At 63.4% G+C, this 14889-nt stretch carries 15 protein-coding genes; 9 read left to right on the forward strand and 6 right to left on the reverse strand.

Annotated elements, in window-relative coordinates:
• Nucleotides 1-198: 198 nt before the first annotated feature.
• Nucleotides 199-1356: a PA0069 family radical SAM protein gene (locus tag JAO85_RS21310; protein WP_202788981.1), complete on the forward strand. Its 1158-nt coding sequence runs from the start codon at nt 199-201 to the stop codon at nt 1354-1356.
• Between the two features lie 119 nt (nt 1357-1475).
• On the opposite strand, the gene JAO85_RS21315 is transcribed toward JAO85_RS21310, so the two are convergent.
• Complete coding sequence (locus tag JAO85_RS21315; RefSeq protein WP_012839276.1) at nt 1476-2456, reverse strand: tripartite tricarboxylate transporter substrate binding protein; 981 nt, start codon at nt 2454-2456, stop codon at nt 1476-1478.
• 152 nt (nt 2457-2608) lie between these two features.
• Entirely contained in the window at nt 2609-3541 is a 933-nt protein-coding gene (locus tag JAO85_RS21320) for a LysR substrate-binding domain-containing protein (RefSeq protein ID WP_202788982.1), read from the reverse strand.
• A 169-nt stretch (nt 3542-3710) separates the two neighbouring features.
• On the opposite strand from JAO85_RS21320, the gene phnD reads away from it, so the two are divergent.
• The 5 genes from phnD (at nt 3711) to phnX (ending at nt 8393) form a co-directional block, all read left to right on the forward strand.
• Nucleotides 3711-4586, forward strand: a complete 876-nt coding sequence (phnD, locus tag JAO85_RS21325; RefSeq protein WP_255539094.1) for a phosphonate ABC transporter substrate-binding protein — start codon at nt 3711-3713, stop codon at nt 4584-4586.
• Nucleotides 4583-5428, forward strand: a complete 846-nt coding sequence (gene phnC, locus JAO85_RS21330) for a phosphonate ABC transporter ATP-binding protein (protein ID WP_039050664.1) — start codon at nt 4583-4585, stop codon at nt 5426-5428. Before phnD ends, phnC begins: the two co-directional genes overlap by 4 nt.
• Nucleotides 5425-6261: a phosphonate ABC transporter, permease protein PhnE gene (phnE, locus tag JAO85_RS21335; RefSeq protein WP_003063616.1), complete on the forward strand. Its 837-nt coding sequence runs from the start codon at nt 5425-5427 to the stop codon at nt 6259-6261. Before phnC ends, phnE begins: the two co-directional genes overlap by 4 nt.
• A gap of 119 nt (nt 6262-6380) precedes the next feature.
• Nucleotides 6381-7469 carry an iron-containing alcohol dehydrogenase PsrA gene (gene psrA, locus JAO85_RS21340; protein WP_202788983.1) on the forward strand — a complete coding sequence of 363 codons (1089 nt, stop codon included), beginning with the start codon at nt 6381-6383 and terminating at the stop codon, nt 7467-7469.
• Between the two features lie 60 nt (nt 7470-7529).
• On the forward strand, nt 7530-8393 hold the full coding sequence (phnX, locus tag JAO85_RS21345; protein ID WP_202788984.1) for a phosphonoacetaldehyde hydrolase: 864 nt from the start codon (nt 7530-7532) through the stop codon (nt 8391-8393).
• Nucleotides 8394-8490: 97 nt separating this feature from the next.
• Here phnX and JAO85_RS21350 read toward each other — a convergent pair whose 3' ends face one another.
• Nucleotides 8491-9009 (reverse strand): MarR family winged helix-turn-helix transcriptional regulator, encoded by a 519-nt coding sequence (locus JAO85_RS21350; protein WP_003063610.1) that lies wholly within the window; start codon nt 9007-9009, stop codon nt 8491-8493.
• Between the two features lie 136 nt (nt 9010-9145).
• Between JAO85_RS21350 and JAO85_RS21355 the strand changes: the two genes are divergently transcribed.
• Together JAO85_RS21355 and JAO85_RS21360 are read left to right on the forward strand one after the other, a co-directional pair.
• On the forward strand, nt 9146-11065 hold the full coding sequence (locus JAO85_RS21355) for an FAD-binding monooxygenase (protein WP_202788985.1): 1920 nt from the start codon (nt 9146-9148) through the stop codon (nt 11063-11065).
• A 144-nt stretch (nt 11066-11209) separates the two neighbouring features.
• Nucleotides 11210-11509, forward strand: a complete 300-nt coding sequence (locus tag JAO85_RS21360; protein ID WP_179626592.1) for a putative quinol monooxygenase — start codon at nt 11210-11212, stop codon at nt 11507-11509.
• 43 nt (nt 11510-11552) lie between these two features.
• On the opposite strand, the gene JAO85_RS21365 is transcribed toward JAO85_RS21360, so the two are convergent.
• A complete protein-coding gene (locus JAO85_RS21365) occupies nt 11553-11909 on the reverse strand; it encodes a cupin domain-containing protein (RefSeq protein WP_202788986.1) in 357 nt (118 codons plus the stop codon).
• 229 nt (nt 11910-12138) lie between these two features.
• Here JAO85_RS21365 and JAO85_RS21370 point away from each other — a divergent pair, with 229 nt between their 5' ends.
• A complete protein-coding gene (locus JAO85_RS21370; protein WP_003063602.1) occupies nt 12139-12414 on the forward strand; it encodes a VF530 family DNA-binding protein in 276 nt (91 codons plus the stop codon).
• 108 nt (nt 12415-12522) lie between these two features.
• Here the strand turns inward: JAO85_RS21370 and fghA are convergent, their stop codons facing one another.
• A complete protein-coding gene (fghA, locus tag JAO85_RS21375; RefSeq protein WP_003063600.1) occupies nt 12523-13374 on the reverse strand; it encodes an S-formylglutathione hydrolase in 852 nt (283 codons plus the stop codon).
• Between the two features lie 252 nt (nt 13375-13626).
• The gene (locus tag JAO85_RS21380; RefSeq protein WP_034380711.1) at nt 13627-14748 is read right to left on the reverse strand and encodes an S-(hydroxymethyl)glutathione dehydrogenase/class III alcohol dehydrogenase; all 1122 of its coding nucleotides are present in this window, start codon (nt 14746-14748) and stop codon (nt 13627-13629) included.
• Nucleotides 14749-14889: the final 141 nt, after the last annotated feature.

Genomic DNA, 14889 nt, shown 5'->3' on the forward strand with positions numbered 1-14889 from the left:
GCCATCTCGCACTCACTGAGTGCGGATTGACTTTGAGCTTGCTCTAGTTAATGGAGCGTGCTAAGCCTGTAGAGCAATGGGCGCAGTCATTTTTCATCCAGATCTGACTCAATCAACCCTCACCGTATTGACCGGGATGCAGCCATGGTCAGTGCCCATTTCTTGCAATGAGTAACTGTATTTATGTACAGTTGTTTTATGAAGAAACTTTCCTCATCCTCTGGACTGGAATCCATTCGGACCGATGTGCCGGTGCGGCTCATCAAGGGGCGAGGGGCTGCCAGCCAGATCACGCACCGGTTTGCACGGGAGCTGCGCCAGGGTTTCGATGACGGCTGGGGCAAGTCCGAACAGGATGAAGGAAGCGAAGAGGGTGAGGAGGTCAAGACCTGGTGCACCCATCTGGAGTGGGAGCGGGCTAAATCAGCCCTGAGCCGCCACGAATCGCCGGATCTGCCTTTTCATCTGGGGCTCAATCCCTATAGAGGATGCGAGCACGGATGCATCTATTGCTATGCCCGGCCCACGCATGGCTATCTGGGCTATTCGCCGGGTCTTGATTTCGAAACCCGGCTGATTGCCAAGCAGAACCTGCCCGAGGTGCTGCGCGCCGAGTTATCCCGGTCCAGCCATGTGGCGGCCCCCATCATGCTCGGCTCGGTCACGGACTGCTACCAGCCTGTGGAGCGCGAAGTCGGGTTGACGCGCCGCGTGATAGAGGTCCTGGCGCAGGCCAGGCATCCGTTTTCCATCGTCACCAAGGGCAGCGGCATCGAACGCGACCTTGATTTGCTGGTGCCGCTGGCACAGCAGCATCTGGTGGCCGTTTATGTGACGCTGACCACCTTGCAGCCCGAGCTGGCCCGGCAGCTGGAACCACGCGCCGCCGCACCGCATCGGCGGCTGCGCATGATTCGGACTCTGAGCGAGGCAGGCATACCCGTGGGCGTCAGCCTGGCACCGCAGATTCCGTTCCTGAACGACGATATGGAGCAGGTGCTGACCGCAGCCAGCGAGGCCGGTGCAAGACAGGCTTTTTATGCAGTGCTGCGTCTGCCGTGGGAAGTGGCTCCGCTGTTCAATGAATGGCTGATGCTGCACTATCCCGAGCGCGCCCAACGCGTGATGGAGCGGGTGCGGGATCTGCATGGGATCAGCGAAGCGGGCAGAGCCGACGGCAAGGTCTACAACAGCAGGTTTGGCCAGCGCATGAAGGGAACGGGCGCCTGGGCCGATATGCTGGCGCAACGCTTTGCACTGGCCTGCCGCAAGCTTGGGCTGAATCGTGAGCGCGTGCAACTGGACTGCGATCAGTACCATCATTCCTTGCTGTCGCCGCAGCAAAGTCTTTTCTGATGTTTCGTCTCAGTCCGTTGCGTGCCGACTCGGAACGGGTCGACGCAGCGAGCTGCAGCTACCCGGTTGCAAGAAGCCGGAATCTGGCATGACTCCGGCCTTTTGGGCGCCTGAACTGTTTACTGAGCTTGGTAATCAATGGACTTGAGCAAGGCCTGCTGGCGCTGATAGGCCTTCTGCAGTTCGTTCATCAGCGCTTCCGGGGTCGCGTCGGTGCCCGACTCCATGCCCATGTCCCTGAGCCTGGCCTCGACCTGGGGCTGCTTGAAATACTGCAGCGCGATCTCTCTGACCCTGGCCTGCACATCGGCAGGGATATCCGGGCGCGACCAGACGCCGAACCAGCTTACTTCGGACAGTTGCGGGTAGCCCAGTTCCTTGAAAGTGGGCACATCGGGCAGTTGGACCATGCGCGTAGGGTAGTTCACGGCCAGCGGCTTGACCTTGCCGGCCTTGATCAGCGGCAGGGCGGTGGTGAGCCCGTCCATCATCAGCGGCACATGGCCGCCCATCAGGTCGCTGAGTGCCGGAGGGGAGCCCTTGTAGCCCAGGTGTTTCATCTTGATATTGAGCAACTGCCCCAGCAGCATGCCCGAGGTATGGCCGCGCATGCCTGTGGCATACGAGGCAAAGTCCAGTCCGTCGGCCTGCTTTTTGCCGTAGTCGCCGAGTTGCTGCAGATTGCTGGCCGGGAAGTCCTTGTTGGCAATCAGCACCAGACCGTTGCGGCTGAGCTGGGCCAGAGGTTTCAGATCCTTGAAGGGCTGATAGCTGACTTTGTAGGCCAGCGGCGTCTCGCTGACTATGCCGCCCTGGATCAGCAAGAACGTGTGGGCGTCCTTGCCGTTGGCGAGCAGGTCGTTGACGGCCAGCACGCCGGCCGCTCCGGGCTTGGATTCGACAATCACGGGCTTGCCCAGCTGCTTTTGCATGCCGTCGGCCAACAGGCGTGCCAGCGAGTCAGCATTGCCGCCGGCCGGGCCGCCGACCACCAGGCGTATGGGCTTGACGGGCCAGGGCGCTTGCTGCGCCATGGCCGCTGCACTCAGGCTCAGGCCGGTTGCCAGAGCAACGGCCCTCCAGAGCATGGTTTGTTTCATCATTGTCTCCTCTGTTTTTTGACTGTCCGGCAGCCACCGCTGTGCCAGCGCAACGGGCCGCCGCACTGTCCCGGCGAGAGAGTTCTGGCCGAGGTGCCCGGGCAGCACTGTCAAAAAATTCTCGGCGCAAGGGGAGCAGAGGGTTTGACGAATTACGCCAGCTTCTTGGCCGTTGGAGCGATCAAGGGTTTTGGAGCGGTCAGTAGTACAGGCAGATTGGGAGCCGCGCCGTCTTCAATGGCCTTGAGGAAGGAGCGCACCAGCAGACTTTCGCTGCGTTCCTTCATGCAATAGACATAGGTGGTGGTGCTGGCCGGGTCGCCGGCAATGCGCACGGGCCTGAAGCGCGGGTCGGCGATGAATTCGGCTTCGGACACGGCGCCGATGCCCAGGCCGCGCGCCACGGCCTCGCGTATGGCTTCGCGGCTGCCGATCTCCAGCTGGGTGCGGGGCTTCACGCCGGCTGCCTGCAGCGCTTTCTCGATAGCGGTGCGCGTGGTCGAGCCTTGCTCACGAAGCAAGAGCGGCAGGCCGTGCAGCTCGCCCAACTCGACTTGCTCGCGCCTTGCCAGCGGATGGTCGATATGGGCAAACAGAATGATGGCGTGACGCGCGTATTCGCGCACCAGCAGCTCGGGCCTGTCATAGAGACCGGCCAGCACCGCCACATCGGTGGTGTAGTTCTCCAGATCGTGCAGCACCTGCTGCGAGTTGCCCATGCGGATCGACAGCTTCATGCCGGGATGGCGGGCGCTGTAGGCCGCCACCATCTCGATCACGTGAAACGGCCCCACGGCGCCGATCTTGAGCTCGCCCTGGTTGAGCTGGCCCGAGTCACGCAAAAAGAATTCTGTTTCAGCCTCCAGTGCCAGCAGCTTCTGTGCCAGCGTCATGAGCTTGTGGCCGGCGCCGGTGAGCGTCATGCGATAGCCCTGGCGATGGAAGAGCTCGATCTGGCTTTGCCGCTCCAGCGTGGCGATCTGGCTGGAGACCGTGGGCTGGCTGACGCCCAGGGCGCGGGCCGCCGCGCTCAGGCTGCCTTGCTGGGCCACGGCGATAAAGGCTCGATATCGGGCGGTGCTCATGCAGATTTCATCTCAAGGTTTGATCTATGGAAGCTGTCAAAACTGATTCTGAAACCTTCACATGACAGTCATATGTCGTCCCTAATATTTGCGTCAACGCACTGCAGTGACGGTGCGATGGCGGCAACCCAGCCGCACTCTACAGACGCACTTGCAAAGGATGAAATCCATGACGATGACCCGCAAAACCTGGCTGAAAGCCGCAGCCGCCAGCCTGACGCTTGCCGCCACCACCGGCGTCATGGCGCAGCAGCCCACCGAGCTGCGCGTGGGCCTGATCCCTTCCGAGGACGCCCAGGCCATGATGCGCGCCAGCCAGCAGGTGATGGACCAGCTGGCCGCCAAGACCGGCCTGAAGATCAAGCCCTTTGTGGCCAATGACTACAACGGCGTGATCGAGGCCATGCGCTCGGGCAAGATCGACGTGGCCTATTTCGGACCCTTCTCCTATGTGCTGGCCAGCCAGCTGGCGAATGCCGAGGCCTTCGCCATTCCCGTGGCCAAGAAGTCCGGCAAGAGCTCGTACAACAGCATCATCATCAGCAAGAAGGACAAGGGCCTGGGCACCGTGCCCCAGCTGCAGGGCAAGACCTTTGCGTTTGTCGATCCCAGCTCGGCATCGGGCCATCTGTTTCCCAAGGCCGGCCTCAAGGGCGAGGGCATCGATACCGACAAGTATTTCTCCCGCGTGATCTTCTCGGGCTCGCACGACGCCAGCATCATGGCCGTGGCCAACGGCAAGGTGGATGCGGCGGCCGTGGCCGATCCCATCTTCCAGACGGCCGTCGCCAAGGGCCATGTGAAGGCCGAGGACTTCCAGGTCATCTGGCGCTCCAAGGACATCCCCGAGTCGCCCATGGCCTGGCGCAAGAATCTGGACGATGCCACCAAGAAGAAGGTGGCTGCGGCACTGGCCGAGATCAAGGGCCTGCCCTGGGGCGACCGTGGCGAGCTCAATGGCTTTGCGCCCACCAACGATCAGGCCTATGACGTGGTGCGCCAGACCGCCAAGGCGCTGAATCTGGACCTCGGGAAGATGAAATGATCAGCATCCGCAATCTGCGCAAAAGCTATGGCAGCAACCATGTGCTGCATGGCATCGACATGGATGTGAAGGCCGGCGAGTTCGTGGTGATGCTGGGCCTGTCGGGTGCCGGCAAGTCCACCTTGCTGCGCTGCATGAACGGGCTGAACCAGCCCGACAGCGGCCAGCTGCAGGTGGGCGGCATCGACCTGATGCGCAGGCACTCGCGCCGCGAGTTGGCCCGCCATGTGGCCATGGTCTTTCAGCACCACAACCTGGTGCAGCGCCTGTCGGTGCGCAAGAACGTGCTCACGGGGCGGCTGGGTCAGGTCGGCACGCTGGCCTCGGTGCTGCAGCTGTTCAAGCAAAGCGATATCGCACTGGCCGATGCCTGCCTGCAGCGTGTGGGCCTGGCCCACAAGGCCGATGAGCGCACCGAAGCGCTCTCGGGCGGGCAGATGCAGCGCGTGGGCATTGCCCGTGCCTTGGCGCAGCAGCCGCAGCTGATTCTGGCCGACGAGCCCGTGGCCAGCCTGGATCCCAAGACCGCGCGCAGCGTGCTGCAGTATCTGCGCGATGCCACGCGCGAGCTCGGCATTGCCGTGGTCTGCAATCTGCACCAGGTTGATTACGCCCGGGAGTTTGGCGATCGCATCGTCGGCCTGTCGCAAGGGCGCATGGTGTTTGACGGCGTACCGGCGATGTTGGACGAGGCTGCGCTCAACGCCATCTACAGCGGCGAGCCTCAGCCCGCCGGACATGCCCCAGAGCAGGGCGCTGCGCTGCATCTCAGCAGCACCGCAGTCGGCAACTGGCTGCCCGGGGCGATGTCGCCAGCCACTGCCGCAGGAGGTCTGCAATGAACAGCCAGAGCTTGAAACAGACCGATCGTTGGCAATGGACGGCGGGGCGGCCCGAAAGCACTGGCGGCTGGCTGGGCTATGCCGCAATGGCCTTGGCCATCGGCTGGGTGCTGCACTGGAGTGCTGCGGGCGCGCAGATGAGCTGGAGCGAGCTGGCGGGCGGCATGCCGCAGATTGGCGACTTTCTCTCACGCTCGGTGCCGCCGGACTGGAGCATGCTGCCACGCCTGTGGGCGCCGGCGCTGGAGACGATACAGATCGCCATCTGGGGCACGTTGCTGAGCGTGATTCTGGCCCTGCCTTTGTCTTTCATTGCTGCCAGCAATCTGCACGGCTGGCACTGGCTGCGTCGCATCACGCGCCAGTTTCTCAATGTGATCCGCAGCATCAACGAGCTGATTCTGGCGCTGGTATTTGTCTCGGCCGTGGGCCTGGGCCCCTTCCCCGGCGTGCTGGCCCTGGCCCTGCACGGCATGGGCATGCTGGCCAAGTTCTTTGCCGAAGCCATCGAGGAGATCGACGACGGCCCGCTGCAGGCCTTGCGCAGCGCCGGTGCCAGCCAGCTGCAGATCATCGCCTTCGGCGTGGTGCCCCAGGTCATCACCGCCTGGATTGCCGTGGTGCTCTACCGCTTCGAAGTCAATCTGCGTTCGGCCACCGTGCTGGGCATGGTGGGCGCGGGCGGTCTGGGCTTCGAGCTGGTCAGCAGCCTCAAGCTGTTCCGCTACCAGGAGACCGCGACCTGCATCATTGTCATCACGGTGATGGTGATTGCCGCCGACATGGCATCGAACTGGCTGCGCAGCCGCATACAGCAGGGCACTCGTCACTGATCTCGCTGCGGTGCCGGTGTGTGCCGCAGTGCTTGAACCATCAAAAATATGAGCTATCAGCGCTTGGTACATAAGCGCCAAGGGCTGATTTCGTTCAAAAAATGTCAAAAGGCTTTCTCGTGTGGACCTATCACAACCCCGTGCATATCAGCGTGGGTCGCAACAGTCTCGATCAGCTGCCGGCCTTGCTGGCCGGGCGCAGCTGCCTGCTGGTCACCTTTCCCGAGGCCGAAAGTCTGGGCCTGGTGCAGCGCATGCGCCAGCTGCTGGGAGCGCAGCTTCGCGGCGTGATCGACAGCATTGCCCCCAATCCCGATGTGCAGTGGCTGGCGCCGCTGTACGAGCAGGTGCAGCGTGACCATGCCGAGGTGCCCGTGATCGTGGCCCTGGGGGGCGGCAGCGCCATCGACTCGGCCAAGGCCTTGATCTGCCATACGCCCGGCGGCCGTTTTGCCGATCTGCTGGCGCTGCTCAAGCAGGGTGGCCAGTTGGGGGCGGGAGGGCACAAGGCCCTGATCGCCATCCCCACCACTGCCGGCACGGGCAGCGAAGTCACGCCCTGGGCCACGATCTGGGATCAGGCCGCCGGCCAGAAGTATTCGCTGCACCAGTCCTGCACCTGGCCCGAGGCCGCGGTCATCGATGCCGAGCTGATGACCAGCCTGCCGGCCGGCGCCACGCTGGCCTCGGGGCTGGATGCGCTGTCGCATGCGCTGGAATCCATCTGGAACGTGAACCGCAACCCGGTCTCCATGGCGCTGGCCGTGCAGTCGGCGCGCCGCACCCTGGCCACGTTGCCCGCCCTGATGCAGGATCTGGATAACGCGCAGCTGCGCAGCGAGATGGCCGAAGCCGCGCTGATGGCCGGCCTGGCTTTTTCCAACACCAAGACCGCACTCGCGCATTCGCTGTCCTACGACATCACGCTGCAGCATGGCGTGCCGCACGGCCTGGCCTGCTCGTTCAGCCTGCCCCTGGTGCTGGAGATGGCGCTGGGCGCAGATGCGGTGGCCGATGCCGCCTTGCTCTCCATCTTCGATGCCGGCACGCCTGCTGTGGCCGTCGAGCGTCTGCGCAGCGTTCTGCAAGGGCTGGGCGTTGCCACCGATCCAGCCCACTACGGTGTGCCGCGCGAGGCCTGGAGCGCCATGGTGCAGAAAGCCGCCAGCGGACCGCGCGGTCGCAACTTCATACGCTCTCTGAGCTGAGTCCTGCAACCCGATCACGTTCCCGCTTTCCATCCTGTTGAAGTCACCACTGAAAAAATCATGAACTCCATCGCTCAAGCCGAAACCCTGGTCCTGTCCCAGCCCTCTGTCGACCTGTCACCGCTGCAAGCCGTCATCTTCGACTGGGCCGGCACGCTGGTGGACTTTGGTTCGCTCGCACCCACGCAAATCTTTGTCGAAGCCTTTGCCAGCTTCGGCATCAGCATCACGCTGGTGCAGGCACGCGGCCCCATGGGCCTGTCCAAATGGGACCATATCCACCAGTTGCTGCAGGATGAAAGCATTGCCGCGCAATGGCAGAGCGCTTTTGGCCGGACGCCGACCAACGAGGATGTGGATGCCATCTACGCGCGCTTCATGCCGCTGCAGATTGCCAAGGTGGGCGAGTTCTCGGCCCCCATAGCAGGCGCTGTGCAGACGCTGCAATGGTTGCGCGACCATGGTATCAAGGTCGGCTCATGCTCGGGTTACCCGCGTGAGGTGCTCAACCAGTTGCTGCCTCAGGCCGAAGGCGCAGGCCTCAAGCCCGACTATGTGGTGGCCGGCGACGAGCTGGAAGCCGGCGGTCGCCCCGGTCCCTTCATGGCATTGGCCAATGTGCTGGCGCTGGGCATTGGCGATGTGCGTGCCTGCGTCAAGGTGGACGACACCGTGCCCGGCATCGAGGAGGGTCTGCGCGCAGGCATGTGGACCGTGGGCCTGAGCCTGTCGGGCAACGAGGTCGGCTATAGCGTGGAGGAGTTTGCCAGGGCGCCCGAGCAAGAGGTCGAGGCCCGTGTCGCCGTGGCCGAAGCCAAGCTCAAAAAGGCCGGTGCCCATTACGCGGTGCGCAGCGTGGCCGATCTGCCGGCCGTGCTGGTGCAGATCGCGGCCGAGATGCGTGCCGGAAAAATGCCGTTCTAGGACTCGGTTCTGGAGCTTGCAGACCCGGTCGCAAGCCCGGCCCTGATAAGCCAAGCCCCAGGCCTGACGGCCCGGGGCTTTTTTATGTAGTTGGGGCTCAGCCTGCGGGTGTTTGCGCCTCGGGATCGAGCTGCTCGTGGTGCTCTATGACCTTGCGCATCAGCTGTGTGAAGAGTTCGCGCTCGGTCTCGCTCAGCGGGTCCAGCATCTGCTGCTGGGCTTGCAGCACGGAGGGGCCGGCATCCGCCAGCAGGGCCTGGCCCTCGGGCGTCAGGGACAGCAGACGCACGCGGCGATCCTTGGCCGTGTGCTGGCGCAACAGCAGACCGCGTGCTTCCAGGCGGTCGATCACGCCGCCGATGGTGGATTTGTCAAAGCCCACTTCCATGCTCAGCGTGCGCTGGTCTATGCCCGGCAGATGCACCAGTTTTTGTAGCACGGCAAATTGCAGCGGCGTCACGCCCCAGGCTTCGGTGGCCTGGCTGAACACGGCCACTGCCACCTGCTGCAGGCGGCGTATGCCGTGGCCGGGAAAGGTTTCCACCTCCAGGCGTGGAAAGACGGGGTGGCTGCTGGCGCTGTCTGAGGCAACGTTTGGCAGTGCAGAGTTAATCATGGTTTTCCCTAGGTGGGGTTGGCATTTCAAGTTTCGAATAATACGATGCATGCATTTGGTATGCATACATATTATTTGTGTGCGGACTGATTGGGCAGACACTGGCGTCTGCGCACTTGAAGAACTTGAGGCCTCCATGCAGTTTCATTTGAACGGTTTTCGTCCCGGCAACCCCTTGATCGCTCCAGCTTCGCCGCTGGCCCCTGCCCATACCGAGACCGTGCCCTCGCAGGTCGATGTGCTGATCGTGGGCTGCGGTCCTGCCGGCCTGACGCTGGCCGCGCAACTGGCGGCCTTTCCCGATATCCGAACCTGCATCGTGGAACAAAAGGAAGGCCCCATGGAGCTGGGCCAGGCCGATGGCATTGCCTGCCGCACCATGGAGATGTTCGAGGCCTTCGAGTTCGCCGACTCCATACTCAAGGAGGCCTGCTGGATCAACGACGTCACCTTCTGGAAGCCCGATCCTGCCCAGCCTGGCCGGATCGCCCGCCATGGCCGCGTGCAGGACACGGAAGACGGTCTGTCCGAGTTCCCTCACGTCATCCTGAACCAGGCGCGCGTGCACGACCACTATCTGGAGCGCATGAGCAACTCGCCCAGCCGTCTGCAGCCGCACTACGCCCGCCGAGTGCTGGATGTGAAGGTCGACCACGGCGCTGCCGACTATCCGGTCACCGTGACGCTGGAGCGATGCGACGCCGCCCATGCCGGTCAGATCGAAACCGTGCAGGCCCGCTATGTGGTGGGCTGCGACGGCGCGCGCAGCAATGTGCGCCGCGCCATCGGCCGCCAGCTGGTCGGCGACTCGGCCAACCAGGCCTGGGGCGTGATGGATGTGCTGGCCGTGACGGACTTCCCCGATGTGCGCTACAAGGTGGCCATTCAGTCCGAGCAGGGCAATGTGCTCATCATCCCGCGCGAAGGCGGTCACCTGGTGCGCTTTTATGTGGAGATGGACAAGCTCGATGCCGACGAGCGTGTGGCCAGCCGCAACATCACGGTGGAGCAACTGATAGCAACCGCCCAGCGCGTGCTCCATCCCTACAAGCTCGAAGTCAAGAATGTGCCGTGGTGGTCGGTGTATGAGATCGGCCAGCGCATCTGCGCCAAATATGACGATGTGGCCGATGCCGTGGCCACGCCGGACTCGCCCCTGCCGCGCGTTTTCATCGCCGGCGATGCCTGCCACACCCACAGCCCCAAGGCCGGTCAGGGCATGAATTTCTCCATGCAGGACAGCTTCAACCTGGGCTGGAAGCTGGCCGCCGTGCTGCGCAAGCAATGTGCGCCCGAGCTGCTGCACACCTATTCGTCCGAGCGCCAGGTCGTGGCCCAGCAATTGATCGACTTCGACCGCGAATGGGCCAAGATGTTCAGCGACCCGGCCAAGGAAGGCGGCCAGGGCGGTGTGGACCCCAAGGAATTCCAGAAGTATTTCGAGCAGCACGGCCGCTTCACGGCCGGCGTGGGCACGCACTATGCCCCCTCGCTGCTGACGGGGCAGGCCTCGCATCAGGCACTGGCCAGCGGCTTTACGGTGGGCATGCGTTTCCATTCCGCGCCGGTGGTGCGCGTTTCCGACGCCAAGCCCTTGCAGCTGGGTCACTGCGGCAAGGCCGATGGCCGCTGGCGCCTGTATGCGTTTGCAGGCCAGAACGACCTGGCGCAGCCCGAGTCCGGCCTGCTGGCGCTGTGTCGCTTCCTGGAGAGCGATGCCGCATCGCCGCTGCGCCGCTTCACGCCATCCGGCCAGGATATCGACAGCATCTTCGATCTGCGTGCCATCTTCCCGCAGGCTTATACCGAGGTGGCACTGGAGACGCTGCCTGCCTTGCTGCTGCCCCCCAAGGGCCAGCTGGGAATGATCGACTATGAAAAAGTGTTCAGCCCCGATCTGAAGAATGCCGGGCAGGACATCTTCGAGCTGCGCGGCATCGACCGCCAGCAGGGCGCTCTGGTGGTGGTGCGTCCCGACCAGTATGTGGCCCAGGTTCTGCCCTTGGGCGATCACGCTGCACTGAGCGCCTATTTCGAGTCTTTCATGCGGGCCTGAGAGCCCGTGACCTAAGGGCTACTGAGCAGCATCAACGCCTGGAAGGTGTTTCAGGGAGGGCATGCCCCTCCCTTTTTGGCGTCCGGGGCGGTGCGAGCGGGCGCTGCTTGCTACGATGTTTGCTTGTGCTCAAGAGGAGAAGACATGCTGTTGATCGTGGGTACCGTGCGTTTGCCATCCGAAAACCTGGCCCTTGCCCGACCTGCCATGCGTGCCATGGTGGAGGCCTCGCGTGCCGAGCCGGGCTGTCTCGAATACGGCTATGCCGAGGATGTGCTGGTGCCGGGGCTGATCCATGTGAAGGAGCTGTGGGAGGATCAGGCGGCGCTGGATGCACATTTCGCTTCCACGCATATCCAGGCTTGGCGCGCCGCCTGGCCGGAGCTGGGAATCGGACAGCGGGATTTGCGGCTCTACGAGGTCCAGGCGTCACGCGCCACCTGAGCTGCGGCAGAGGCTTGCATGAAGATGCTTGGCGTGAGAGCGCCTAGTTTGAAGCCTGCTGCAGTCTGATGATGTCTACCGATATTTCCACCGCCGTCACGGCGCAGCGGTTTTCAAGCCAGTGCGTGGTGTTCCTGTCTTCGGGCCAGCCCACGCCCGGGCCGTAGTCGGTGGCCACGCCGTTTCTATGGTCGGTGATGCAACCTTCGAGGATGTAGACCATGCCGGGTCGGTCTTTGTGGTCGTGAACCGGGCCGAAGACGCCGCCTGGCGCCATGGTCACCAGGCGCATGCGAAGCTGGCGCCCCGACATGCCTTCGATCTCGGGGCCCAGGTCGAGCGTGGCCAGCATTTGCACGGCCACCCCCCGGGTTTCGGGGACTTGCTGTTGCTTGGACATTCTTTGCTCCTTCGCGCCTCGTCATGGCCGTTGAAGCGAACCTGTCTTCGCTTAGGCCGGTTGCCAAAAGTGTGATCTCTTGCTGGCGCACAGGAAAGCCAAACCCATGTCATTGGCGTGGCGCATTTTCCATGTCCATTGCTGGGCGGGGAGAGGCGCTGCGGCCTGCACAGCCTGGCACTTGTCCCCGGAGCAGACGCCTGGAGGGTGATTCCCTGACAATGCGCAAATGACTTCCCAAGAACAACCGCGCAACCCGCTGCATGGGCTGACGCTTGAGCGCATCGTTACCGATCTGGTGGATTACTACGGCTGGCGCGAGCTGGGGCGCCGGGTGCCCGTGCGCTGCTTCAATCTGGATCCCAGCATCTCTTCGAGCCTGAAATTTCTGCGCAAGACGCCCTGGGCGCGCGAACAGGTGGAGCAGCTGTATGTACAGACCCAGCGTGCCGATGAGCGCGAGCAGCAGCGGCGCGCGAGAAGATCGGAGCGCTCCGAGGACTGATCCGGCGCCGGACCGCATCAAGAAGAAACCGCCGTCAGGCGGCTTTTGCCCGTGTGGGGTGACAGCTATGGCCGGGCAGTCTCGGCCGCGCGAACCCGTTCCAAAGAATCAGGCGCCCAGTTGCTGCGCATGGTGGCGCAGATGGTCGTCGACAAAGCTCTGGATGAAATAGTAGCCATGGTCGTAGCCCGCATGCCGGCGCAGCGTGAGCGGCTGACCGGCCTTGGCGCAGGCGGCTTCGAAGGCTTCGGGCAGCAATTGCTTTTCGATCAGGAACTTGTCGGCCAGGCCCTGGTCGATGAGGATGCCTGCGGGATAGGGGGCAGAGGCTTGCGCGCCCATCAGCTCGCTGGCGTCATGCCTGGCCCATTCGGCCTTGTCTTCACCCAGATAGCCGCTGAAAGCCTTGTGGCCCCAGGGGCAGTTGAGCGGGTTGGCAATCGGTGCAAAGGCCGAGACCGACTTGAACCGGCCGGGGTGGCGCAATGCCAGAGTCAGCGCGCCGTGGCCGCCCATGCTGTGGCCGAAGATGCCCAGACGCTGCAGGTCCACGGGCAGCTTGCTGCCGACCAGGGGCAGCAGGTCATTGAGGATGTAGCTCTCCATGCGCCAGTGCAGCGCCCAGGGCTTGGTGGTTGCGTCCAGGTAAAAACCGGCGCCCACGCCAAAGTCCCAGCTGTCGGCCTCGCCCGCCAGACCCGCGCCGCGCGGGCTGGTATCGGGGCAGATCAGGGCGATATTGAGTTCGGAGGCCAGGCGCTGGGCGCCGGCCTTGATCATGAAGGTTTCCTCGGTACAGGTCAGACCCGCCAGATAGAGCAGGGCCGGCACCTTCTCGCCCATCACGGCCTTGGGCGGCAGATAGACCGAGAACTTCATGGCGAGGCCGATCTCGGAACTATGGTGTTCGTAATAGCGCTGAGCGCCGCCAAAGCAGGCGTGGGCGTTTTTGAGTTCCATGGCAGTCACTCCTAAAAGAAAAGCTGCTTGCGCTCGTTAATCAAGCGTTTGCAGCTGTTTTATATATAAATATGAATCAAAGCATGCGCAAGCAGCTATGAAATTAAAAGCGCTGGGTGGTTCTTCAAAACTGGCGCGGCCCATCGATGAGACACCGAGGAAGCGCCGCCGCGCACCGAGGGTGTCGTCCCCCTTCCGCGAAGCGAGAAAGGGGGAAGGCGCGGGGCCGCCCAGGCGAAGCGCCTCAGGGGGTTACGAAGCGTCAGCGTAGTTCACCACCGAGCGGATCGACTTGCCTTCGTGCATCAGTTCGAAGGCTTCGTTGATCTTGGCCAGGCCCATGGTGTGGGTGACGAAGGGTTCGAGCTGAATCTTGCCGGCCATGGCGTCTTCCACCATGCCGGGCAGCTCGCTGCGGCCCTTGACGCCGCCAAAGGCCGTGCCCAGCCACTTGCGGCCGGTCACCAGCTGGAAGGGGCGGGTCTTGATCTCCTGACCGGCACCGGCCACGCCGATGATGACCGACTGGCCCCAGCCGCGGTGGGCGCATTCCAGCGCCGCGCGCATCACGTCCACATTGCCTATGCATTCAAAGCTGTGGTCCACGCCCCAGCCGGTCATCTCGACGATGACTTGCTGGATGGGCTTGTCGAAGTCCTTGGGGTTCACGCAGTCGGTGGCGCCAAAGGTCCTGGCCAGGTCGAACTTGCCGGGGTTGGTGTCGACGGCGATGATGCGGCCGGCCTTGGCCAGCTTGGCACCCTGGATCACGGCCAGGCCGATGCCGCCCAGGCCGAACACGGCCACGGTGTCGCCTTCCTGCACCTTGGCAGTGTTCTTGACTGCGCCCAGACCGGTGGTCACGCCGCAGCCCAGCAGGCAGACCTGCTCGGGGTTGGCATCAGGGTTGACCTTGGCCAGCGAGACGGCAGCAACCACGGTGTATTCGCTGAAGGTCGAGCAGCCCATGTAGTGATAGATGGGCTCGCCCTTGTAGCTGAAGCGCGTCGTGCCGTCGGGCATCACGCCCTTGCCCTGGGTGGCGCGCACGGCCACGCACAGATTGGTCTTGCCGCTCTTGCAGAACAGGCATTCGCCGCATTCGGCGGTGTACAGCGGAATCACATGATCGCCGGGCTGGACGCTGGTAACGCCTTCGCCCACTTCCACCACGATGCCCGCGCCTTCGTGGCCCAGCACGGCGGGGAAGATGCCTTCGGGGTCGTCACCGCTCAGGGTGAAGGCGTCGGTGTGACAGACGCCGGTATGGGTGATCTTGACCAGCACCTCGCCGGCCTTGGGCGGCGCGACGTCGATCTCGACGATTTGCAGGGGTTCTCCGGCTTTGAAGGCTACGGCGGCGCGGGATTTCATGGGCAGGTCTTTCTTGGAAGGCTGAGGATGCGGTGGCTGCCCGGGGCAGGGCCGAGGCCTGACTGGGCGCACCGGTTGTGAAGTGTGAATGTAGGCGATCCCGTCGCCCTATGGAAATTCGTGGCCGCAGATGGCGGCTCT

It is taken from the genome of Comamonas sp. NyZ500, from assembly GCF_016772095.1.
Lineage (GTDB): Bacteria > Pseudomonadota > Gammaproteobacteria > Burkholderiales > Burkholderiaceae_C > Comamonas > Comamonas thiooxydans.